This is a genomic window from Streptomyces sp. NPDC091280 (assembly GCF_044768565.1).
In the GTDB taxonomy this organism is placed as follows: Bacteria; Actinomycetota; Actinomycetes; order Streptomycetales; family Streptomycetaceae; genus Streptomyces.
The window spans coordinates 182,490-203,625 of record NZ_JBIVUZ010000006.1 but is presented as its reverse complement, the minus strand read 5'-3'; the positions used below and the strand labels follow the sequence as shown (position 1 = coordinate 203,625).

Below are 21,136 nucleotides of genomic sequence, written 5' to 3'. Positions count from 1 at the left end.
TACGGCTAGGCGTCGCCCGCGCGCCGCCTGCGCACACCCGCGCCGATCGCCCAGCCGAGGCCGCCGGCGGCGACGAGGACCAGGGCCATTTCGGGCAGGATGCCGAGCTTGGTGGCCGGTGTCTCCGAGGAGCGCAGGGGCACCTTCTGGACCAGGGAGTCGGCCACGAACATGCCGGTCTTCTGGGTGATCCTCCCGTCCGGCATGATGATCGCGCTGACGCCGCTGGTCACCGGGACCGTGACGGTCCGGCTGTGCTCGACCGCGCGGACCCGGGACATGGCGAGCTGCTGGTAGGTCATCTCGCTGCGGTCGAAGGTCGCATTGTTGCTGGGCACAGAGATCAGCTGGGCGCCGTCGGTGACCTCGGAGCGCACGGCCCAGTCGAAGGCGGCCTCGTAGCAGGTGACCAGGCCGATCCTGGCGCCGTTCATGGTGAACACGCCCGGCTTGGTGCCCCGGCTGAAGTCCTGGCGGACCATGCTGGTCCAGTTCTTGTTGATGGCCCCGAGGAGCGAGCGCATCGGGAGGTACTCGCCGAACGGCTGGATCTGCCGTTTGTCGTAGGTGCTGGTCGGGCCCTTCACCGGGTCCCAGAGGATCTGCTCGTTGTAGAGCTTGCCGCCCCGCTCGACCACACCGCCGACCGAGATGGGCGCGCCGATCGCCTTCGCGGCCTCGTCGATGTCGGAGTAGGCCTGGGCATCGGCGAACGGGTCGACGTCGGAGGAGTTCTCCGGCCACAGGACGACGTCGGGCTTGGCGACCTTGCCGGCCTTGACCTTGGCGGCCAGCCGCAGGGTCTCTTTGACGTGGTAGTCGAGGACGGCACGCCGCTGGGCGTTGAACTCCAGTCCCGCGCGCGGGACGTTGCCCTGGATGACCGCGACGGTCGTGGTGCCGTCCTCGGCCTTGTCGCTCACCAGGGAGCGCGCGGCCAGCGCGCCGACGACCGGTACCGCCACGCTCAGCAGGGCCACGGTCGCGGCGGACCGCCGTACCTCACGGGTGCGCCGGGTCTCCAGGGCCAGCCGCACGATCTCGTACAGGCCGAAGCCGCACAGGACGACGGCGAAGCCGAGGACCGGGGTGCCGCCCACCGCGGCGAGCGGGAGGAAGACGCCGTCCGCCTGGCCGAAGGCGATCTTGCCCCAGGGGAAGCCGTGGAAGGGGACACGCGCGCGTACCGCCTCGCCGGCGATCCACAGTGCCGCCGCCCACAGCGGCCAGGCGGGGAGTTTCGAGACCGCGGTGATGCCCGCGCCGACCAGTGCGACGAAGATCGCCTCGACCGCGACCAGCGCGAGCCAGGGGCCGGGGCCGACCTCGACGCCGGTCCACACCAGCAGCGGCAGCAGGAATCCGAGGCCGAAGAGGTAGCCCAGACCGAGCCCCGCCTTCCAACTGCGCCCCCGCAGCACCCACCCGAAGCAGGCGAACGCGGGCAGCGCCAGCCACCACAGCGTGCGCGGCGGGAAACTGACGTAGAGCAGCACTCCGGAGAGGGCGGCTACGGCGGCCGGGACCAGGCGGACGAGCCGGGCGAGGCGCGCTGCGGGCGCGGCCTGGGGCTCCAGCTGGTCCGACTCGTCCACGGAGGTTGCGGTGACGGTCACTCCGGGAGTGTACGGCGGTCGGCTTGGGGGCCGACAGCGCGGTCCGGATGGCGGCAGGGGGCACTGAACAGGCCGGGAGCCGCGTCGTTCCTGCGCGACTCGTCCACAAATCGGTCATCAGCCGTTACGGTGTGCCGGAGCCCCTGTCGTGCGGTCGGTCCAGGTCCGCGGCCGGGGTCGGTCACGGGTCGGGGGGCTCGGTTCAGGGGGCGGCGGGGTGGGTTCCACGGGGATGGCGTCGGCGACCGGTCCGGACGCCGACAGCGAAAGACGAAACGTTTCGGACGCCGTGGGTGTCGCGGTGCTCGGGGCGTGTGCCGCATGGTCGCTGATCACCGCCGCGATGCACGACGGCCGGCCCGAGGGGGTGCTGCTCGCGGTCCTGGCGGTCTCCGCCGGGTACGCGTCGGGGCGGATCTCCGGGGCGCTCGTGCCGGTCGCCGCGCCCTGTGCCGGGGCGCTGGCCGGCCTCGGTCTGGCGCTGGCTGAACCGCGTATCGCCCCGGGGCCCCAGTTCGACGCCCCGCTGGGCCACGCGGGTGCCACCGCCGCCCTGCTGACCCTGGCCGCCGGTTCCGCGTGCTGCGCGGCCCGGGCCGCGTCGGCGCCCGTCGTGCGCGTCCCGCTGTGGCTGCTGGCCGTCGGGATCACCGGCACCGCGCTCGTCCTGGGCTCGGACTCGGGGTTCGTCCTGTGCACGGCGGTGCTGCTGTGCTCGCTCGCCGCCGGCCGGATGCGCCACCGCGGTCTCGGGGTCGTGGGCCTCGGTCTGGCCGCGGCCCTGGTGGCCGGGGCGACCTGGGCCGTCGCCGGGAACGTCCTGCCGGGCGGGCTCACCGAGTCCCTGGAGGGCCAGCTCGGTCCGCACCGGGTTCGGCTGTGGCAGGACGCGCTGCACATGGCCCATCGGGATTCCGGCCTGGGGGTGGGCCCGGGGCGCTTCGGGGAGCTGAGCAACGCGGCGGCCGAGGCGCTGCTGCCGGACGGGAAGCCGCACTCGGCGCCGTTCCAGATGGTGGCGGAGCAGGGGGTCGTCGGCGTGCTCCTGCTGGCGGCGGCCTTCTGCTGGGTGCTCCACGCCCTGTGGCGCACTCCGCGTCCCACGCCGGTGGCGCTCACGGCGGGGGCCGCGCTGACCGGGCTCGCGGTCATCGCCTCGGTGGGCGACGCGCTCAGTTTCACCGCGGTCACGGCCGGCGCGGGTTTCCTGGCCGGTCTCGCCACGGCCCACCCGGTCGCCGACGACGCCTCGCACACCGTCCCGGAGGCACGCGCGCGTGGCGATCGCCTCGCCCCGTGACGGGCCGGGGTGACGTCAGTGCGCCGCGCCGGGCGTGGGCGGTACCAGCCGGTCCGTGATGATCCGTACGGCCGCCTCCGCGTTGTCCACGGTGATGGTGAACGTGTGCCCGTCCCACAGCCGCAGCACGATGCCCTCGCCCCGGCGCACGACGACGGCGGTGCCCTTCTCGGGCCGCCAGCGGTAGCCCCAGCCGCCCCACTGGCGCGGGGTGACGTGCGGGGCGAACTCGGCGCCCGCGACGCTGGAGAGGGGGATACGGCGGCGCGGCAGGCCGATGTGGCCGCAGCGCACTTCGAGGGTCTCCGTGTCGACCTTCAGAGCGACGTGCACGAAGGCGAGCGTGCCGAACAGCATGAGCAGTCCGGCCGCGATGCACCCGACGACGGACATGGCGAGCGGGGCGATGCCGGAGGTCCAGGCGGAGTCCACGGCCAGCTCGATGCCGAGCGCCATGCAGGCGGCACCGGCGAGCGCCAGCAGCCACTGGAACCGGTTGGTCGCGCGTCCGGTCCAGATCTCGGCCTGCGGGGAGGTTTCGTCGCGGGGGTGGTCCCTCATGGCTACGAGACTACTCAGGTTTCGCCGCGCGGGTACCGCGTTGCGGAGGGTGACCGTTTTGCGCGACGACAGCGTGGACGTACGGCGTCCGCTTCGGCGCCGGTGGTCAGTGGGCGGGGGTGACGGCCCGCAGCAGGCGGCCTTCCGCGTAGGCCGCCGCCTCGGCGGGCAGCGGGCCCTCGCGACCGCTCAGCAGCACCGTCAGGGTGCCGTCGGCGGGCGCCTCGGGGGCCGGTGGCACGCCGATCCGGCGCAGTGCCTGGGCGGCGACGGCGTCGGCGGAGCCGTGCAGGACGAGCGGCGGGCGGTCCGGGCGCTGGACGGCCGCGCGGATGCGTTCGGCGACGATCTCGTAATGGGTGCAGCCCAGGACGACGGTCGTTACATCGTCGGGGGTGAGGGCGACGGCCGCCGCGATGGCGGTGTCGATGGCCGCCTCGTCCGCGTGTTCCACGGCCTCGGCCAGTCCCCAGCAGGGCACCTCGGTCACCGGCACACCCTCGGCGAAGTCCTCGATGAGGCCGCGCTGGTAGGGGCTTCCGGTGGTGGCGGGGGTGGCCCAGATCGCGAAGGGCGTGCCCGCGGCGGCGGCCGGTTTGATCGCCGGGACCGTGCCGATGACAGGGATGCCCGGCTCCAGGAGGTCCCGCAGCGCGGTCAGGGCGTGGACCGTCGCCGTGTTGCACCCGACGATCAGCGCGTCGGGCCGGTGCGCGGCGGCGGCCTCGGCGACGGCGAGGGCGCGCCGCGTGAGGTCTTCCGGAGTCCTCGGTCCCCAGGGCATGCCGTCGGGGTCCAGGGAGAGCACGAGATCCGCGTCGGGGCGGGCCCGTCGTACGGCCGCGGTGGCCGCCAGAAGGCCGATTCCGGAGTCCATGAGCGCGATCTTCACCCGGCCACGATAGACGATGGCCTCTGTGGAGCCCCTCCCTTGGGGCACACTGCGCCCGTGAGCACCCTTGTGTGGACCGCCGCCGTATCACTCGCCGCCTGGCTGTGGCTGCTGCTGTGTCAGGGCTTCTTCTGGCGCACGGACGTCAGGCTGCCGGCCCGCAGCGAACCGGACGACTGGCCGTCGGTCTGTGTGGTCGTGCCGGCCCGCGACGAGGCGGCCGTGCTGCCGCGGAGTCTGCCGTCGCTGCTCGCCCAGGACTATCCCGGGCGGGCGGAGATCTTCCTTGTCGACGACGGGAGTTCGGACGGCACCGGGGCACTGGCCCGTAAACTCGCGCGGACGCACGGCGGGTTGCCGCTGACCGTGGACTCCCCCGGTGAACCGCCCGCGGGCTGGACGGGCAAGCTGTGGGCGGTACGGCACGGTGTCGAGGCGGCACGCGCGCGTGGCCCCGAGTACCTGCTGCTGACGGACGCGGACATCGCGCACGCCCCGGACAGTCTGCGGGAGTTGGTGGCGGCGGCGCGCACCGGCGGCTTCGACGTCGTCTCGCTGATGGCGCGGCTGCGCGTGGAGAGCGTGTGGGAGCGGCTGGTGGTGCCGGCGTTCGTCTACTTCTTCGCGCAGCTGTATCCGTTCCGCCGGATCGGCCGCAAAGGGGCCCGTACGGCGGCTGCCGCGGGCGGCTGCGTCCTGGTGCGCGCCGACACGGCCGAGCGGGCGCGGATCCCGGACGCCATCCGGCACGCCGTGATCGACGACGTGGCCCTCGCGCGCGCCGTCAAGGGCGGGGGCGGTCACATCTGGCTGGGGCTCGCCGAGCGGGTGGACAGTGTGCGTCCGTATCCGCGGCTGCACGACCTGTGGCGGATGGTCTCGCGCAGCGCGTACGCGCAGCTGCGGCACAACCCGCTGCTCCTCCTGGGCACCGTCGTGGGGCTGGCGCTGGTGTATCTGGTGCCCCCGGTGGCCCTGTTCGTGGGCCTGGGCACGGGAAGCACCGGGGCCGCAGTGCTCGGCGGGCTCGCGTGGCTGGTGATGACGGGGACGTACCTCCCGATGCTCCGCTACTACGGGCAGCCGTGGTGGCTGGCTCCCCTGCTGCCGTGCACCGCGCTGTTGTACCTCTTCATGACGGTCGATTCCGCGGTGCAGCACTACAGGGGACGCGGTGCGGCCTGGAAGGGCCGCACCTACACGCGTCCGGAGGCCGTCGTCGGCGAGGAGGGCTGAGAGCCGATGCGGGCCTATTTCCGGCCCGGGGTCCAGTTCATGCCCCACCCGTAGACGCGGTCGACGGTCCGCTGCGGACTCACTCCCCGGTCCGGGACGAGGTAGCGGGCCTCTCGCTGGACGACGAGATCGCCCCCGGTGTTGGTGATCAGGGCGAGCGCGCACACCGTGGAGGGGACCGTGCACTCGTCGAGCGAGAAGTCGATCGCGGCGCCGTGCTGGGGCTGGAGGGTGACGGTGGCGTGCAGGTCGGCGAAGGAGCGGGCGCCCTCGTAGATGGTCACGAAGACGAGGATGCGCCGGAAGTCCCGGATGTGGTCGAGGTTGATGGTGAGGTTCTCGCCGCTCGCGGACGCGCCGGTGCGGTCGTCGCCGTCGAGGTGGATGTACGGGGGCAGCCGCAGCGAGCCGTAGGCGTTGCCGAGGGCTTGTACGACGCCCTTGCGGCCGTCGGCGAGTTCGTACAGGGCGCACAGGTCGAGGTCGAGGTCCGCGTGCATCGCGACCGCGCGGCCGAGTTTGCTGCCCCAGCCCGTGAACTGCTTGCGCACCTGCCAGTTGAGGTTCACGCGCATCGCGCCCGAGGTGCCGCCCTGCTTGGTCAGGGACACCGAGGGGGCCGCCTTGGTGAGGGTCACCTTGGACAGCCGGACGGGAGCGGGGGGCGCGGTGGGCGGCAGCGGCGGCGGGGGCGGCGCGGTCACGGGCGGGGCCACGGTGACGGGCGGCGGGGGCAGGTTCACCGGCGGTCCCGAGGGCGGCGGCAGGGTGCGGACGGGCGCCGCCTGCTGCGGTTCGTCCACGGTGATCCCGAAGTCGGTCGCCAGGCCTCCGAGTCCGCTGTCGTAGCCCTGGCCGACCGCCCGGAACTTCCAGGCGCCCTGGCGGCGGTAGAACTCGCCGAGCACGAACGCGGTCTCGACCGTCGCGCCCGCGCTGTCGAAGCGGGCGACCACGGTGTTCCGCGCGGCGTCCCGGACCTCGATGTACAGGTCGGGTACCTGGCCGAACGTTCCGCCATCGGCGGAGGCGGCGAGGACGACGCGGTCCACGGCGGGCTCCACGCGCGCGAGATCGACGAGCAGGGTGTCGGTCATCCGCCCGCCGGCGTTGCTCTTGCCCTCGTGGCGGACCGCGCCGGAGGAGTGCGCCGGCTGGTTGTAGAAGACGAAGTCGCCGTCCGAGCGGACCTTCCCGCCGACCAGGAGCAGGGCGGAGGCGTCCGCGTCGGGGACACCGGGGCCGGGCCGCCACCCCAATTCGACGCGCAGTGCCGTGGTCGGCACCGGAAGATTCGATCCCTTCGGCATTGACATGTCTGCCCCCATCACGTGTCGCCGCGCCAGGACACACCCCGGCAGTCCATTGGGTCCTTGTCGCACAACCTATTCCCCGAGGCCGCGAACGCCCATGAGGGGCGCGGCAACACCCGCGGCCAACCGCTGGTAACCCGCCGGGAACTCGGCCTTTACACGATCAGAACACGGATCCGCGCCCTTTTTTGACAAGTTCGCTCGCATTGGGGATCCCATGCCACCGCCGACACGGAAAACAACCCTCTAATCGGTCTCCCCAACCACCACATCGTGGGCTTAACTTATGTGCCATGACCTCCCCCCGCTCCACTTATGGCGGCGGCTACTACTCCGCCTCCTTCCCGGACACTCCGATCTACGACTCCCTCGTGGCCGAGCGGGGGACCCCGCAGATCGCCCCGATCCGGGTTCCCGCCGCCTACGACATGCCGGGGAGCAACCTGCCCGCGCTGCCGTCGGCGCTGCCCGCCCTCCCGGCGGGTCCCTCGCAGACCCCCTACGGCTACCCGCAGGCGCAGCAGCCCTCGCCGCTGCAACAGGCGCCCGCCGCCTACATCCCGCAGCAGGCCCCGCCGCGCGGCTACGGCCAGCAGCAACAGCAGCCGCGCCCGATGGCGGCCCCGGCGGGCTACGAGGCGATGCGTCCGGCGGCTCCGCGCCCGGCCCCCGCTCCGTACCAGCAGGACCCGTACAGCAACAACCAGCAGCAGTACCGCGGTTACTGATCCGCGCCCTGCGCTGTCCGTACCGCGGGGGAAAGGTCGTCACACAACGCGGGCACTCGTGCCTGACACCAGCCGCCGCCGAGCTTCCGCCCGGCGGCGGTTTCCGTGTGTCCGCGCCCGGTCGCGCCTCCTGCCGTGCTGTGGACGCCGGACGGGAACCCTCCCCGTGGGCCCGCTCGTTGAGATCCCGTGAGAAGTTCATGAGAGGTCCGGGAGACCGGGGAGAGGTGATTTCGCTCTCTCTTTGATCCCCGCCTCGCGTGAACGGCTCTGCCTGGGGTTATCACGGAGCGGGAAGGGGGTGCGGACGGTGGGAGCAATCAGGGGCCTGTGGCGCTGGCGCCGCAATCCGCTGCGTCGCGCGACCGATCTGGTCGAGGCCTGGCTGGCCCTGGTGGTCCTGCTGCTGGTCCTGGTCGCCGCGCCCTTGACCGGTTCGCTCGTCGGCGCGCTCGCCCAGGACGCCTTGCAGCGGTCGGTGCGCGAGCAGCACGCGGACCGGCACGTCGTGACGGCCACGGTGGTCAAGAAGCTGAAGGGCGCCGAGATCGACCCCGACCCCGACTCGGCCACCGCGCGGGACGTCCGCAGCCGGGTCCTCGCCGACTGGACCGGGCCGGACGGCACCGCCCAGCACGGCGCGGTGATGGCGAGCCTCAACACCCCGCACACGGGCGACCACTTCACGCTCTGGACGGACGGGCACGGCCGCGTGGTGGCCCGCCCGCTGGACGCGGCCACGGCGACGACGCACGCCGTGCTCGCCGGGTTCGGCGCGGCGCTGCTGACCGCCGGGCTCGTCGACAGCGGCCGGCGCCTGGTGCTGTGGCGCATGGTCCGCCGCAGATACGCGCGTTGGGACCGGGCATGGGAGCGGGCGGGCCCGGACTGGGGCCGGACCGGCACCGGCAGCTGACGGCCTTCCGGCTCTGGTCAACCCACCGCCCGCACGCACGCTACGGTGGACCGGCGAAGGCTTCGGCATCAACCCGCGTACCACGAGGTGGGGGCACAGCAGCGCCATGGCACAGGGCACGGTCCAGGTGACGCACACCGGTACATCGCGGTGGCGGCGCCGCACAGGTGAGTACGCGTCGCTCGCCGCCGCCCTGGAGGCCGCGGCCGAGGGCGACGTACTGACCGTCGCTCCCGGCACCTACCGGGAGAACCTCGTCGTGCAGCGGTCGGTGACCCTGCGCGGCCCCGAGGGTTCGCCCGGCTCGGTGCGCATCGCGCCGCTGGACGGCGTGCCGTTGACGGTCCGCGCCTCGGCGGTGGTCCAGGACCTGCATGTCGAGGGCCAGGACTCGGCGGCACCCGCGCTCCTTGTCGAGGACGGGGCACCGGAGTTGACGGATCTTCGGATCGTCACCCGCTCCGCGTCCGGCATCGAGGTGCGCGGCGGCGCCCGCCCCACCGTGCGGCGCTGCACCGTCGACAACCCGGCCGGCATCGGGATCGCCGTGCTCGACGGCGGTGGCGGGGTGTTCGAGGAGTGCGAGGTCGTCTCGGCCGGACAGGCGGGCGTCGCGGTCCGCGCGGGCGGCCACCCGCGCCTGGAGCGCTGCCGCGTCCACCACGCGTCGGGGGTGGGTCTGTCCGCCACCGGCGAGAACTCCTCGCTGGAGGCGGTGGGTTGCGAGGTCTACGAGACGCGCGGCAGCGGCGTCCAGATCACCGGGCGGGCCACCGCGCACCTCACCGACTGCGATGTGCACCGCACGACGGCGGACGGCGTCACGCTCGACACGGACGCGGTGCTGACCCTCGCCGACTGCCGTATCCACGACATCCCGGAGAACGCGGTCGACCTGCGCTCCCGTTCGGTGCTGACGCTGACGCGGACGACGGTGCGTCAGTTCGGGCGCAACGGACTGTCGGTGTGGGACCCGGGCACGCGCGTGGACGCCAACCAGTGCGAGATCTTCGACAGCACGGGCGACTATCCGGCGGTGTGGGTCAGCGACGGCGCGACGGTCGTCCTCGACTCCTGCCGGGTGCACGACGTGCCGGACGCGCTGTTCGTCCTGGACCGCGGCTCCCGCGCGGACGTCGTCGACAGCGACATCTCCCAGGTGCGCAACACGGCCGTGTCGGTGAGCGACGGCGCGACCGCGCAGCTCGACGACTGCCGGATCCGGGACGCGGCCACGGGCGCCTGGTTCCGCGACCACGGCAGCGGCGGCACCCTGAACAACTGCACGGTGGACGCGACCCAGACCGGCGTGATCGTCACCAAGGGCGCCGACCCCACCATCGAGCGCTGCACCGTCGACTCCCCCGCCGAGGCCGGCTTCTACGTCTCCGCGGGCGGCCGGGGCACCTTCCAGGGCTGCCGGGTGACGGGCAGCGGCGGCTACGGCTTCCACGTCATAGACGGCTGTCGTACGACGCTCAAGAAGTGCCGTACGGAGCGGTGCGCGCGCGGCGGTTACGAGTTCGCGGACGCCGGACCGGACGCGGGACCCGGCACCGGGCCCGTCGTCGAGGACTGCACCAGCGACGAGAGCGGCCTCAAGCAGCCCACCGCGCCCGAGACGGCCGTGGAGACGGCGAGTCGGGCGACGAGCGTGCTGGGCGCGATCCCCGGCCAGCGCACCGCCGAGCAGGCCCGCCCGGTCACCGCGCCCGAGCCGGAGCAGGAGTCCCGCACCTCCAAGGCGGTCCTCGGCGAACTCGACGCGCTGGTCGGCCTGGACAGCGTCAAGCGCGAGGTGCGCGCCCTCACCGACATGATCGAGGTGGGCCGCCGCCGCCAGCAGGCCGGCCTCAAGGCGGCTTCCGTGAAGCGGCACTTGGTCTTCACCGGCTCCCCCGGCACCGGCAAGACGACGGTCGCGCGGCTCTACGGCGAGATCCTCGCCTCGCTCGGTGTCCTGGAGAAGGGGCATCTCGTCGAGGTGTCCCGGGTCGACCTGGTCGGCGAGCACATCGGCTCGACGGCGATCCGCACCCAAGAGGCCTTCGACAGGGCGCGCGGCGGAGTGCTGTTCATCGACGAGGCGTACGCGCTCTCCCCGGAGGACTCGGGCCGCGACTTCGGCAAGGAGGCCATCGACACCCTGGTGAAGCTGATGGAGGACCACCGGGACGCGGTCGTGGTGATCGTCGCGGGCTACACCGCCGAGATGGAACGGTTCCTGTCCGTCAACCCCGGTGTGGCGTCACGTTTCTCACGGACCATCACCTTCAGCGACTACGACGCCGGTGAGCTGCTGCGGATCGTCGAGCAGCAGGCCGAGGAGCACGAGTACCGGCTCGCGGACGGGACGTCCGAGGAGCTGACGAAGTACTTCACGGCGCTCCCCAAGGGCGCCGCGTTCGGCAACGGCCGTACCGCGCGGCAGACCTTCGAGGCGATGGTGGAGCGGCACGCGAGCCGGGTCGCCCACGTCCAGGAGCCGAGCAAGGACGACCTGACGCTGCTCTACGCGGAGGACCTCCCCGAGCTGCCCTGAGGCGGCACGTCGGGCCGCAGCCGGGCCAGCAGCCGTGCCCGTTCCTCCGCGAACGCCGGGTCGGCCTGGTAGTCGGAGTGGCCCAGGATCGGCGCGGGCAGCGGGTGCCGGGCGGTACGGCCGTACTCCAGCGGGTCCTTGAGGGGGCCGCGGTCCACCTCGGGGCCGCAGTCGCCGGTCAGCCGCACCGGGCCGCCGATGGGGTCGGTGAGCCGGTACAGATTGCGCCAGCAGTCGACCTCCTGGTGCAGCCGGCTGAGCGCGGCCGGTCCGAAGTGGGCGGGGAACCAGCGGCCGTAGAGGCGCTCCAGGGGGGAGCCGTAGGTCAGGAGGGCGACTCGTCCGCGCTGGGAGGGGGTGAGTTGCCAGGCCGCGGCGGCGGCCAGGACGCTGCCCTGGGAGTGGCCGGAGAGGACGAGCCGGCCGCCGGTGGCGCGGGTCCAGGTGGCGATCCGCCAGGTCAGGTCGGGGACCGCGCGCTCGGCGTAGCAGGGCGGGGCGAAGGGGTGGGCGGCGCGCGGCCAGAAGGTGCCCACGTCCCACAGGATGCCGATGGTGCGCCGCGCGGCGGGGTCCTTGTAGGCGCGCCTGCCCCAGGTGACGAAGAGTATGAAGCCGAGCCCGATCAGCCAGGAGCCGAGTCCCTGGGCGGTCTCGGCGGCGCCGTGCACGAAGGCGTGTCCCTGTTCTCCCGCGCGTTCCGGTGTCCGGTCGGTGGTGAAGGCGCCGACCAGCGCTCCGGTGCCCAGGAGGAGGGTCGTGGTGGAGGTGACGGCGACCAGGAGGGGGCCGCGGTCGGTGAGCGCGGCCATCGCGCGTGTGCTCGCGATGCGGGCGGTGCGGGCGTGGTCGCGGCGCTCGCCGGGATAGTCGTGGGCCACCGCGCCCAGTTCGCTGCGGCGCAGCCGCCAGGTGCGGTGCCCCAGTCCGGCGGAGAGCACGAGGACGACGAGGAGCAGCGGCGGGATCACCGAGGCCTGCCAGGTGAGCAGCACGGGCGGGCCCGCGATGGAGGTGCCGGTGCCGTCCAGCCAGTCGGAGACCCGCTGGGACACCCCGCCGGACATCACACCGCCCAGGGCGCAGGCGAGCATCGCGACGGCCGGGCCGCCCAGGCCGCGCATCGCGGCGCGCGGGTCGGGGTGGGTGCGGTGCAGGAGCCGGGCGACGACCGCGAGGGCGATCACCAGCAGGCCCTGCACCAGGGCGATCCCGCCGAAGGCGGCGTCTCCGGGCAGCCGCCCGGAGGACTCCCATCCCGGGCGCGGCCAGGCGGCGTAGAGCAGGGCGAGGGCGAGCAGCAGGAGCGCGCCGAGCGGCAGCCACCGTACGAGACGGCGGTCGAGCGCCTGGTCTAGGCGGTTCTCGCTGCGGCCCCGGCGGCACACCACGTAGACCACGACGAACGCGAGAGCGGCGAGCGCGGTCTCCAGGAGGGTGCCCAGGGAGGCGAGGGCGTGGGAGGCGGGCGCGTGCGGGTCGTCGGGCCCTCGGTCGAAGGCCGCCGTCGAGACGGTGACGGCCGCGGCGACGGTCAGGAGGCCCGCCGCCGTGTGGGCGGCGCGCAGGCGGGCGACCAGGCGGCGGCCGTACCAGAAGCCGGGGCGGCCGAGCGAGCCGCGGCCGGTCTCCTCGTCGGGCTCGGGGCTGCGGGGCAGCGGGCGCTGGGACTCGTACGCGCTCCAGGTCCGGCGGGACAGGTACCAGAGCAGGACGGTCAGCGCGGTCGGCACCAGGGCGGCGAGCGCGAGGCGGCGGCCGGGGCGGCTCCACCAGCTGTCGTGCGAGAGGGCGGGCGACAGGAAGCCCAGCCAGGAGTGGCGCTCGGCGCACGCGCGCGTGCCCGCGCACTGCCAGGCGGCGAGATCGAGGGCGACCTCGCAGGCCGCCGCGACGAGCAGCACGGTCAGGGTGAGGCCCGCGAGCCGTACCAGCAGGCCGTAGAAGCGCACCGTCCGTTTCCGGTTGAGGGCGGTGGGGCGCATCCAGTGCGCGAGGTTGACGACCATGAACGGCAGGAGCAACAGCCACAGGGCCCGGGTGCCGTTGCCGGAGGTCAGGTTGCACCAGACGTAGGCCTCGCGGATCGGCCCGGCGCGGCCGTCGGTGGTCGCGGACTCGGCGTCGACGTCGGCGGCGCGCCGGAAGACGGCCGCCGTGTCGTCACCGGTGATCCGTACGGTGCGCGGATCACCGAGCATGTCCTGCGGTGTGGCGCCGCCGACTCCGTGGACCAGGAGTTCCAGGGCGGGTTCGGGCCGGTCGGCGGGCTGGTCGGCACCGCTCGTGACGACATGTTCCTGCACACGCTCCACTGTTCGCACATCCCCCGTGACGCACCGTCCGGCTGTGTTCGTGTGCCCACCAGGATCGCCCCTCCCGGCGCGTCGCACACGCCCTGTCACCGAAACTCCCCGATCCGTGTGACATGAGGGGGACGGGTGATATCCCATTGGCATGCGCATGTCGTGACAGGCGATGGCGCAGTGCCGGCGGGGGCGTGCGAGGATGGGACGTCCGCGCACCGCAGCCGGGACGAAACGTCCTGCTCCGAGCCGGTGCGCCGGACGGTCGGACGGGTTGCGGCGAAAGGACCGGAGCGTACGTGAGTGAGAATCAGAACCTCCTCGCGGAGCAGCGGCGCGCCCTGATCCTCGACGAGGTCCGGCGCCGGGGCGGTGTCCGTGTCAACGAACTGACCCGCAAGCTCGGCGTGTCGGACATGACGGTGCGTCGCGACCTCGACGCACTGGCCCGCCAGGGCGTCCTGGAGAAGGTGCACGGCGGGGCGGTACCGGTCGTCGAGGCCAGCACGCACGAACCCGGCTTCGAGGCGAAGTCGGGCCTTGAGCTGACCGCCAAGGAGGACATCGCGCGGGCCGCGGCCGAACTGGTCGCGCCCGGCACGGCGATCGCGCTCTCGGGCGGTACGACGACCTACGCGCTCGCCCACCATCTGCTTGAGGTCGCCGATCTCACCGTGGTCACCAACTCGGTGCGGGTGGCCGACGTCTTCCACGCGGCGCAGCGCAGTTCGGGGCAGCGGCAGGGCGCGGCGACGGTCGTCCTGACCGGCGGGGTGCGCACCCCCTCCGACTCGCTGGTGGGCCCGGTGGCCGACCAGGCCATCGCGGCGCTCCACTTCGACATGCTCTTCCTAGGTGTCCACGGCATATCGGTCGAGGCCGGGCTGTCCACGCCGAACCTCGCGGAGGCCGAGACCAACCGCAGGCTGGTGCAGTCCGCGCGACGGGTCGTGGTGGTCGCCGACCACACCAAGTGGGGGACGGTGGGCCTGAGTTCGTTCGCCGCGCTGGAGCAGGTCGACACGCTGGTGACGGACGCGGGGCTGCCCGCCGAGGCGCGCGAGGACATCTCGGAGCATCTGCGGCGGCTGGTGGTCGCGGGCGAACCCGACGACGACGAGCAAGACATCTGACGGAGACGGCGAAGACGACGGAGACAACTGACGGATCGCCAGCTATCGTGACCTCGCCTTGGTCGACTTCACTTCGGTCGACCCCGATCCGGTCAACTTCCCTTATCCGTCAAGGGGGTTCGCGTCCATGGCCAACCATCTCCGCCCCGTGGGGCTCGACTTCGTCGAGACCGCTCCGGTACGGCTGATCTTCACCCGGGAGATGTCGGCGGCGCCGGACGCCGTCTTCCACGCCCTCAACGACGATGTGCCCGGCTGGGCCGAGTGGTTCTCGGCCGTGACCCGGGCGGAGTCGGTCGACGACGGCGCCGGACGCGACATCCGGCTCAAGGGCGGCGGACACTTCCGGGAGACCGTGATCGCGGCGAAGGAGCCGGAGGTGTACGCCTATCGGATCGACACCACCAACGCGCCGGGGGCGCGGGCGATGGCGGAGGAATGGCGGCTGACGCCCTCGGCGGACGGCGGGACACGGGTCCAGTGGACGTTCGCCGCGGACGGAACCGCGGTGTTCCGGGGGGTCGTCCGGCTGACGGGGCCCGGGCTGGGGCGGGCGTTCAAGGGAGCGGTCACGGCTTTGGACCGGCGGTTGGGGCGGTAGGTGCCCGAGAGTGCCGGTCGGCCGCACCTCGACACGGCCCCGCGCCCCTGACAGGGCGGCTCAGCTCGGGTCGGGCCACAGTCCCGTCTTCCGCAGCGCCGTGATCGCCTCGCTGTACGGGCGGATGTCCAAGCCCTGCTCCGCGAGCCATGCGTCCGAGTAGTACTTGTCGAGGTAGCGGTCCCCCGGATCGCACAACAGGGTTACCACGCTGCCCTGTTGGCCCGCCGCCACCATCTCGGCGACGATCTTCAGGGCGCTCCACAGGCCGGTGCCGGTGGAGCCGCCCGCCTTGCGCCCGATGGCCTGTTCCAGTGCCCGTACGGCGGCGACGCTGGCCGCGTCCGGGACCTTCATCATGCGGTCCACGGCGCCGGGCACGAAGCTCGGTTCCATCCGGGGACGGCCGATCCCCTCGATACGGGAGCCGCAGTCGCAGGTGACGTCGGGATCGCCGGTGGTCCAGCCCTCGAAGAAGCAGGAGTTCTCGGGGTCGGCGACACAGACCAGGGTGTCGCGCTGCGTGTAGTGCACATAGCGCGCCAGCGTCGCCGAGGTGCCGCCGGTGCCGGCCGTCGCGACGATCCACGCGGGTTCCGGGAAACGCTCCAACTCCAGCTGGCGGAAGATGGATTCGGCGATGTTGTTGTTGCCGCGCCAGTCCGTGGCCCGCTCCGCGTAGGTGAACTGGTCCATGTAGTGGCCGCCGGTCTCCACCGCCAGGGCGGCCGACTCCTCGTACATCCTGCGCGAGTCGTCCACGAAGTGGCACCGGCCGCCGTGGAACTCGATGAGGCGGATCTTCTCGGCGCTGGTCGTGCGGGGCATGACCGCGATGAAGGGAACGCCGATGAGCTTGGCGAAGTACGCCTCGGAGACGGCGGTGGAGCCGCTGGACGCCTCGATCACCGGGCGGCCGGGCCGGATCCAGCCATTGCACAGGCCGTAGAGGAAGAGCGAGCGGGCGAGGCGGTGCTTGAGGCTGCCGGTCGGGTGGGTCGACTCGTCCTTGAGGTAGAGGTCGATGCGCCACTGCTCGGGCAGCGGGAAGCGGAGCAGGTGGGTGTCGGCGGAGCGGTTCGCGTCGGCCTGCACCTTGCGGACGGCCTCTTTGAGCCAGCTCCGGTACGCGGCGTCGCTGCGGTCGACATCGAGCGTGGCACCGGTCGGGGCCAGTGGGGTGCTGCTCACGGGGGGCTCCTTACGCTTCGCGCCGACGGCGCCTCGCGCGGCCGGCACCTCGATCATATGCACCTTCCGCACGCTTCTCACCTGCATAAACATGGCTTTGGGAAGGTCAAAGGGACCCCTGGGGAGCGATCACGGCGGATCCTGGGGGGCGCATTTGCGCGAGTGCTCCGGGTACTCACCGTGACCGCGTCGTACGTACTGGTGCTCGACGCCCGCTGCGGGCAGACTGCACCGGAGCGGGACGGATGTCCTGAACGGGGGCGCACACTGGATCACGACATGTCCTGGACCAAGGGGGCGGGGAAGCATGGCGGAGCCGGAGTTCACGGCCACGGGCGTGCGGATCGGGAAGCGGCTGCGGTCACTGACCCGGGCCGGACAGGTCCGGATCAACGACGGCAGGCTGGAGTTGCTCACCAGCTACGGCAGCGAGATCGACAGCGCGCCGGTACAGGCGGTACGCGCGTCGAAGCCTTGGTTCGCCCCGGAGGACCGGGCGCTGGCCGACCTGAACGGCAATCGCTACCTGCTGACGCTCGGCGAGCACGACCCCGCTCCGGGGCAGCCGGGGCCACCGGCGGCCCGGCGGTTCATCGAGGCGGTGCGGAAGGCCTCCGGCCGGGGCGGGTGAACCCGGCGCCGGAGGCGAGTGCCGGAGAGCCGCGAGTTGCGGTACCGCGAACCCTGCGCCACTCTGGTCTCACGTCACTCTGGGTTTACCGGCGATAACGCTGCGAACCAGCCGCCGGGCACAACAGCAGGCGGCCTGTTTCCCTCGACCAGCCCGCTGGATCCGATCCGAACTCCGTGTTCTTCCGGACCTCTCGTCGGGGAGTCGCAGCCGTGATCACTCACCCAAGCAGGCACTGCGCGGTAGAGCTCCAAGCCCTGCCGTCGCGGATCGGCCAGGTCCGCAGAATCGTATCTGCGCAGTTGCGCTACTGGCATCTCGATCCACTGATAGACCGGGCGGCGCTCGGTGTGACAGAGCTTCTGACCAACGTCCACCGGCACGCCCAGCCCGACAAGACGTGCACCGTCGAGATCGAGCTGCTGCTCGACCACCTCGTCGTCTCCGTGCACGACCACGACCCCCGGCTCCCGGTCGCCGGCGACATCTCCGACGTCGCGGCGACCGCCACGTGCGGACGGGGACTCGCGATGGTGGCCGCCGTCAGCGAGAGCTGGGGAGTGCGGCCGGACGGGGAGTCGGGCAAGGTCGTCTGGTTCCGGCTTTCGGCGACTGCGCCCACGGCGGTGGAGGCCGCGCCGGTGGCCGCGCCCGCGTCGGCATCCGTGTCCCCGTCGGCATCTGTGTCCCCGTCGGCGTCAACGCCTGCGGTGGCCCGGGCCGCGCGTCGGATCGGTGTCGGCGCGGAGAAGCCCGCGCGCCGGTTCGTCGGCGAAGTCGAGCTTCCGGTCGATGAGCACCGGGCCCAGCACGCTCCCGCCCGGTCGGCCGTTGCCGGTTGACCGGGCGGTGACTTGAGTTGGGGGGCTCGGGGACCGAGCGGACCGGTGCTCGACGGGCACGGCAGCCCCCTGGCACCTGGGTCGAACGCGCCCGGCGAACGGGACGCGCGGGCCAGTACGGAGATACCCGCGCGGCCTGAGCGAATGGTGGTCACGCCGGGCCGCCACCCCTCCCCACGCGGCCGAACTGCTCGTCCAGGACGGACAGTCGGCGCCAGTACTCGTCCTCGTCGATCTCGCCGGAGGCGAAGCGACAGCCGAGGACGGCGAGGGGGGAGTCGCTGGCGGGGCGTGTGTCGCCCATCGCGCGCCACGGGCCGCTCCGGCCGCGCCACGCCGTGCGGCGGAGCACGGTCACCACGCCGACCACCACGGCCGCCCAGATCAGCGGGAAGAACAGGATCCACGGGCCGGGGCCGCCGCCGTTCCAGTTCGCGAGAGTCTGCATGTCGATTCATCTCCAAGGAGTCCCGGGCCCGTGAAGGGCTTTCGGTGTCGGGCCGGTGCTGTTCCGGCGCTGTATCGAGACTGACTCCGGGGAGGGGTGCGGGTCGTCGTACGGCCAGCGGCAGTGTGTGTACCTCCCGGGGAGTACGCGGGACCGTTCCGGCTGCTCCTTGGGGTCTCGACTTCTGTAACTACTAGTATGTACAGTCCTTCCATGAGCACCCCGGAGCGGTTGATCGAGTCCACCCGCGAGTTGCTGTGGGAGCGCGGGTACGTGGGCACCAGCCCCAAGGCGATCCTGGAGCGCGCGGGCGCCGGGCAGGGCAGCATGTACCACCACTTCAAGGGCAAGCCGGATCTGGCGCTGGCCGCGATCAGGCGGACGGCCGAGGAGCTGCGCGCCACCGCCGAAGGGGCACTCGACGGGCCGGGCACGCCGTACGAGCGGATCGAGGCGTATCTGCGGCGCGAACGCGAGGTGCTGCGCGGGTGTCCGGTCGGGCGGCTGACGATGGATCCGGACGTGATCGCCAGCGCCGAGCTGCGCGAGCCGGTCGACGCGGCGCTCGACGCGATCCGTGAGCGGCTCGCCGGAATCGTCGAAGAAGGCAAGGAACAGGGGCAGTTCGGGGCGGAGCTGGACGGTGAGGAGATCGCCTCGACGATCCTCGCGACCGTGCAGGGCGGGTACGTCCTGGCCCGCGCGTCCGGTTCACCGGGCGCGTTCGACGCGGGCGTCAGGGGACTGCTGTCCCTGCTCTCCCCCATGCCCTCGCTCACCTCCATGCCCTCCCCCACTTCCAAGTCCTCCCGATAGGAGTCCAGGCACGTGCAGATCACCAGGAAGCGCCCCGACACACGGCAGGGTTCGGCGGAGAACTTCACCGGGACGGTGTGGCTCGACCCGCTGGCCGCGCCCGAACCGCCGTCGCGGATAAGGATGTTCAGCGTGCACTTCACGCCCGGCGCGCACACCGCCTGGCACACCCATCCGCACGGCCAGGTGCTGTACGTGACGGAGGGCGAGGGGCTCGTGCAGCGCGAGGGCGGTGCCGTCGAGGTGATCCGCGCGGGCGACACCGTGTGGATCGAACCGGGCGAGCGGCACTGGCACGGCGCCGGACCGCGCACGTTCATGACGCATCTCGCCGTCGTCGAGGCCGCCGAGGACGGCACCACCGCCGACTGGCACGAGCACGTCGACCCCGCGAACTACCCTTCCTGAGAGGGCATTTGATGCACGCGATGCAGTACGAGCTCACCCTTCCCGCCGACTACGACATGGACGCGATCCGGGGCCGGGTGGCGCGCGTCGGCCGACTGCTCGACGACTGGGACGGCCTCGGCTTCAAGACATACCTGATGCGCGAGCGCGGGGTGCACGGCTCACCGGTCAACCAGTACGCGCCCTTCTATCTGTGGAACACGGTCGAGGGCATGAACCGCTTCCTCTGGGGCGGCGCCTTCCAGCGGCTCGCCGACGACTTCGGCCGGCCGGAGGTACGGCAGTGGTCCGGCCTCGCCTACGAGGAGGGCGGCGCCGCGGGCTCCCCGGCCGCCGTCGCGGTGCGCGGCCGACGGCGGATACCCCAGGGCGTGGAACTGGGCGCGGTCATGGAGGACGCGGTAGGCGAGACCCGGCGGCTGGCCGACGAGGAGGGTGCCGTGCTCGCCGCGGCGGCCGTCGACCCGTACCGCTGGGAGCTGGTCCACTTCTCGCTCTGGGAGCACGGGACGCCGAAGGCGGAGGGGGACGTGTTCCAGGTCCTGCACGTCTCGGAGCCGGGGCGGGGCGCGCTGCCGCGTGGCCGTCAGTGGTGAGTGACACCGTCACGGCCACCGTCCGTACGGTGCTGGGGGATGTGGAACCGGGGCGGCTCGGCGTGTGCGACGCGCACGACCATCTCTTCCTCCGCAGCCCGCGGCTCCCCGGACAGGAACTGGACGACGCCTCGACCGCGCGCGCCGAGCTGACCGCGTTCCGTTCGGTCGGCGGTGACAGTGTCGTGCAGTGGACGCCGTACGGCATGGGGCGGCGGGTGGCCGACCTGCCCGTGCTGTCGCGGGCCACGGGGGTGCACATCGTCTGCGCGACCGGACTGCACCAAGCGGCGCACTACAGCCCGGAGTTGCTCCGAGAACTGCGCGGCGGGCTCGCCGAGGTCTTCGTCGCCGAGCTGACGGAGGGCATCGGGCCGTCCGGGGTCCGGGCCGGGTTCATCAAGGTCGCGGGCGGCTTCCACGGCCTCGACGCGCACGCCCGCTGGACGATGACCGCCGCGGCCGAGGCGCACCGTGCGACGGGGGCGCCGATCGCCGTCCACCTGGAGCTGGGCACGGGCGCGCTCGACGTACTCGACCTGCTGTGCGGACAGTTGGGCGTCGCACCGCATCGGGTGATCCTCGGCCATCTCAATCGCTCCCCCGATCCCGTGGTCCAGCGTCAGGCCGCGCAGGCGGGTGCCTACCTGGCGTTCGACGGCCCGTCCCGCGCCCACCACGCCACGGACTGGCGTATGCCGGAGGGCGTCCGGGCGCTGGCCGAGGCCGGTTTCGGCGACCGGCTGCTGCTCGGCGGGGACACGGTGGTCGCCGGTGCGCGTTCGGTGGACGGCGGGCCGGGGATGCCGTATCTGCTGCGACGGGTGGGGCCGCGGCTCGCGCTGGAGCTGGGGGAGGAACTGGTGGGGCGCGTGTTCCGGGAGAACCCGGCGCGGGCGTTCGCCGTGGCACGTGGCTGAGTCGTGGAACGGGCCTGAGCCGTGCAACGGAGCCGGGCCGTGGAACCGAGCTGAGGGGCGGCCCGTGGAGCGCCTCGCGCCCCGCGCCGGGGTGGCCGCCCGGGCGCTCTTCCCGGAGCCGGTCGCCGGGGGCTGACGGG

At 72.7% G+C, this 21,136-nt stretch carries 20 protein-coding genes; 13 read left to right on the top strand and 7 right to left on the bottom strand.

Translation table 11 applies throughout. From position 1 onward, the window contains the following. Positions 1-5: 5 nt before the first annotated feature. On the bottom strand, positions 6-1,616 hold the full coding sequence (gene lnt, locus ACIQPR_RS19720) for an apolipoprotein N-acyltransferase (protein WP_403649859.1): 1,611 nt from the start codon (positions 1,614-1,616) through the stop codon (positions 6-8). Positions 1,617-1,848: 232 nt separating this feature from the next. On the opposite strand from lnt, the gene ACIQPR_RS19715 reads away from it, so the two are divergent. After that, complete coding sequence (locus ACIQPR_RS19715) at positions 1,849-2,916, top strand: O-antigen ligase family protein (RefSeq protein WP_403650621.1); 1,068 nt, start codon at positions 1,849-1,851, stop codon at positions 2,914-2,916. A gap of 15 nt (positions 2,917-2,931) precedes the next feature. Here ACIQPR_RS19715 and ACIQPR_RS19710 read toward each other — a convergent pair whose 3' ends face one another. Both ACIQPR_RS19710 and ACIQPR_RS19705 read right to left on the bottom strand, forming a co-directional pair. Further along, positions 2,932-3,477, bottom strand: coding sequence for a hypothetical protein (locus ACIQPR_RS19710; RefSeq protein WP_403649856.1), 546 nt, complete (start codon positions 3,475-3,477; stop codon positions 2,932-2,934). Between the two features lie 106 nt (positions 3,478-3,583). Continuing rightward, positions 3,584-4,369 (bottom strand): glutamate racemase, encoded by a 786-nt coding sequence (locus tag ACIQPR_RS19705; RefSeq protein ID WP_403649854.1) that lies wholly within the window; start codon positions 4,367-4,369, stop codon positions 3,584-3,586. A gap of 69 nt (positions 4,370-4,438) precedes the next feature. On the opposite strand from ACIQPR_RS19705, the gene ACIQPR_RS19700 reads away from it, so the two are divergent. After that, complete coding sequence (locus tag ACIQPR_RS19700; RefSeq protein ID WP_403650619.1) at positions 4,439-5,605, top strand: glycosyltransferase; 1,167 nt, start codon at positions 4,439-4,441, stop codon at positions 5,603-5,605. A gap of 14 nt (positions 5,606-5,619) precedes the next feature. Here the strand turns inward: ACIQPR_RS19700 and ACIQPR_RS19695 are convergent, their stop codons facing one another. Further along, positions 5,620-6,915, bottom strand: a complete 1,296-nt coding sequence (locus ACIQPR_RS19695; RefSeq protein ID WP_403650617.1) for a TerD family protein — start codon at positions 6,913-6,915, stop codon at positions 5,620-5,622. Positions 6,916-7,211: 296 nt separating this feature from the next. On the opposite strand from ACIQPR_RS19695, the gene ACIQPR_RS19690 reads away from it, so the two are divergent. The 3 genes from ACIQPR_RS19690 to ACIQPR_RS19680 all read left to right on the top strand — a co-directional run bounded on the left by ACIQPR_RS19690 (position 7,212) and on the right by ACIQPR_RS19680 (position 11,104). Beyond that, on the top strand, positions 7,212-7,646 hold the full coding sequence (locus tag ACIQPR_RS19690; RefSeq protein WP_403649851.1) for a DUF6643 family protein: 435 nt from the start codon (positions 7,212-7,214) through the stop codon (positions 7,644-7,646). A gap of 310 nt (positions 7,647-7,956) precedes the next feature. Continuing rightward, a complete protein-coding gene (locus tag ACIQPR_RS19685; protein ID WP_403649848.1) occupies positions 7,957-8,562 on the top strand; it encodes a hypothetical protein in 606 nt (201 codons plus the stop codon). A gap of 106 nt (positions 8,563-8,668) precedes the next feature. Beyond that, positions 8,669-11,104, top strand: a complete 2,436-nt coding sequence (locus ACIQPR_RS19680; protein ID WP_403649845.1) for a right-handed parallel beta-helix repeat-containing protein — start codon at positions 8,669-8,671, stop codon at positions 11,102-11,104. Here the strand turns inward: ACIQPR_RS19680 and ACIQPR_RS19675 are convergent. Then, positions 11,074-13,419 (bottom strand): hypothetical protein, encoded by a 2,346-nt coding sequence (locus ACIQPR_RS19675; protein WP_403649842.1) that lies wholly within the window; start codon positions 13,417-13,419, stop codon positions 11,074-11,076. The two genes, ACIQPR_RS19680 and ACIQPR_RS19675, sit on opposite strands and share 31 nt — an antisense overlap. A gap of 290 nt (positions 13,420-13,709) precedes the next feature. Here ACIQPR_RS19675 and ACIQPR_RS19670 point away from each other — a divergent pair, with 290 nt between their 5' ends. After that, positions 13,710-14,543, top strand: coding sequence for a DeoR/GlpR family DNA-binding transcription regulator (locus ACIQPR_RS19670; protein WP_403649839.1), 834 nt, complete (start codon positions 13,710-13,712; stop codon positions 14,541-14,543). A 127-nt stretch (positions 14,544-14,670) separates the two neighbouring features. Next, complete coding sequence (locus tag ACIQPR_RS19665; RefSeq protein ID WP_403649837.1) at positions 14,671-15,144, top strand: SRPBCC family protein; 474 nt, start codon at positions 14,671-14,673, stop codon at positions 15,142-15,144. 60 nt (positions 15,145-15,204) lie between these two features. Here ACIQPR_RS19665 and ACIQPR_RS19660 read toward each other — a convergent pair whose 3' ends face one another. Next, positions 15,205-16,335: a PLP-dependent cysteine synthase family protein gene (locus ACIQPR_RS19660; RefSeq protein ID WP_403649835.1), complete on the bottom strand. Its 1,131-nt coding sequence runs from the start codon at positions 16,333-16,335 to the stop codon at positions 15,205-15,207. Between the two features lie 307 nt (positions 16,336-16,642). On the opposite strand from ACIQPR_RS19660, the gene ACIQPR_RS19655 reads away from it, so the two are divergent. Together ACIQPR_RS19655 and ACIQPR_RS19650 are read left to right on the top strand one after the other, a co-directional pair. Further along, entirely contained in the window at positions 16,643-16,966 is a 324-nt protein-coding gene (locus ACIQPR_RS19655) for a hypothetical protein (protein ID WP_403649833.1), read from the top strand. Positions 16,967-17,178: 212 nt separating this feature from the next. Further along, complete coding sequence (locus tag ACIQPR_RS19650; protein ID WP_403649830.1) at positions 17,179-17,808, top strand: ATP-binding protein; 630 nt, start codon at positions 17,179-17,181, stop codon at positions 17,806-17,808. Between the two features lie 151 nt (positions 17,809-17,959). On the opposite strand, the gene ACIQPR_RS19645 is transcribed toward ACIQPR_RS19650, so the two are convergent. Further along, entirely contained in the window at positions 17,960-18,256 is a 297-nt protein-coding gene (locus ACIQPR_RS19645; protein WP_403649827.1) for an SHOCT domain-containing protein, read from the bottom strand. A gap of 213 nt (positions 18,257-18,469) precedes the next feature. On the opposite strand from ACIQPR_RS19645, the gene ACIQPR_RS19640 reads away from it, so the two are divergent. From ACIQPR_RS19640 to ACIQPR_RS19625, 4 genes are read left to right on the top strand one after another with little or no spacing between them, the layout of a single operon-like run. Further along, a complete protein-coding gene (locus ACIQPR_RS19640; protein ID WP_403649824.1) occupies positions 18,470-19,072 on the top strand; it encodes a TetR/AcrR family transcriptional regulator in 603 nt (200 codons plus the stop codon). A 12-nt stretch (positions 19,073-19,084) separates the two neighbouring features. Further along, positions 19,085-19,480 (top strand): cupin domain-containing protein, encoded by a 396-nt coding sequence (locus ACIQPR_RS19635; RefSeq protein WP_403649821.1) that lies wholly within the window; start codon positions 19,085-19,087, stop codon positions 19,478-19,480. Between the two features lie 11 nt (positions 19,481-19,491). After that, complete coding sequence (locus tag ACIQPR_RS19630) at positions 19,492-20,076, top strand: DUF4865 family protein (RefSeq protein WP_403649818.1); 585 nt, start codon at positions 19,492-19,494, stop codon at positions 20,074-20,076. Next, positions 20,073-20,996 (top strand): phosphotriesterase, encoded by a 924-nt coding sequence (locus tag ACIQPR_RS19625; protein ID WP_403649816.1) that lies wholly within the window; start codon positions 20,073-20,075, stop codon positions 20,994-20,996. The genes ACIQPR_RS19630 and ACIQPR_RS19625 overlap by 4 nt, the downstream gene beginning before the upstream one ends. Positions 20,997-21,136: the final 140 nt, after the last annotated feature.

What these genes read in the sequence shown, in the direction of transcription:
- ACIQPR_RS19690 (WP_403649851.1), top strand. Translation starts at nt 7,212, where the DNA reads ATGACCTCCCCCCGCTCCACTTATGGCGGCGGCTACTACTCCGCCTCC.
- ACIQPR_RS19680 (WP_403649845.1), top strand. Translation starts at nt 8,669, where the DNA reads ATGGCACAGGGCACGGTCCAGGTGACGCACACCGGTACATCGCGGTGG.
- ACIQPR_RS19640 (WP_403649824.1), top strand. Translation starts at nt 18,470, where the DNA reads ATGAGCACCCCGGAGCGGTTGATCGAGTCCACCCGCGAGTTGCTGTGG.
- ACIQPR_RS19665 (WP_403649837.1), top strand. Translation starts at nt 14,671, where the DNA reads ATGGCCAACCATCTCCGCCCCGTGGGGCTCGACTTCGTCGAGACCGCT.
- ACIQPR_RS19695 (WP_403650617.1), bottom strand. Translation starts at nt 6,915, where the DNA reads ATGCCGAAGGGATCGAATCTTCCGGTGCCGACCACGGCACTGCGCGTC.
- ACIQPR_RS19655 (WP_403649833.1), top strand. Translation starts at nt 16,643, where the DNA reads ATGGCGGAGCCGGAGTTCACGGCCACGGGCGTGCGGATCGGGAAGCGG.
- ACIQPR_RS19715 (WP_403650621.1), top strand. Translation starts at nt 1,849, where the DNA reads ATGGCGTCGGCGACCGGTCCGGACGCCGACAGCGAAAGACGAAACGTT.
- ACIQPR_RS19645 (WP_403649827.1), bottom strand. Translation starts at nt 18,256, where the DNA reads ATGCAGACTCTCGCGAACTGGAACGGCGGCGGCCCCGGCCCGTGGATC.
- ACIQPR_RS19710 (WP_403649856.1), bottom strand. Translation starts at nt 3,477, where the DNA reads ATGAGGGACCACCCCCGCGACGAAACCTCCCCGCAGGCCGAGATCTGG.
- ACIQPR_RS19630 (WP_403649818.1), top strand. Translation starts at nt 19,492, where the DNA reads ATGCACGCGATGCAGTACGAGCTCACCCTTCCCGCCGACTACGACATG.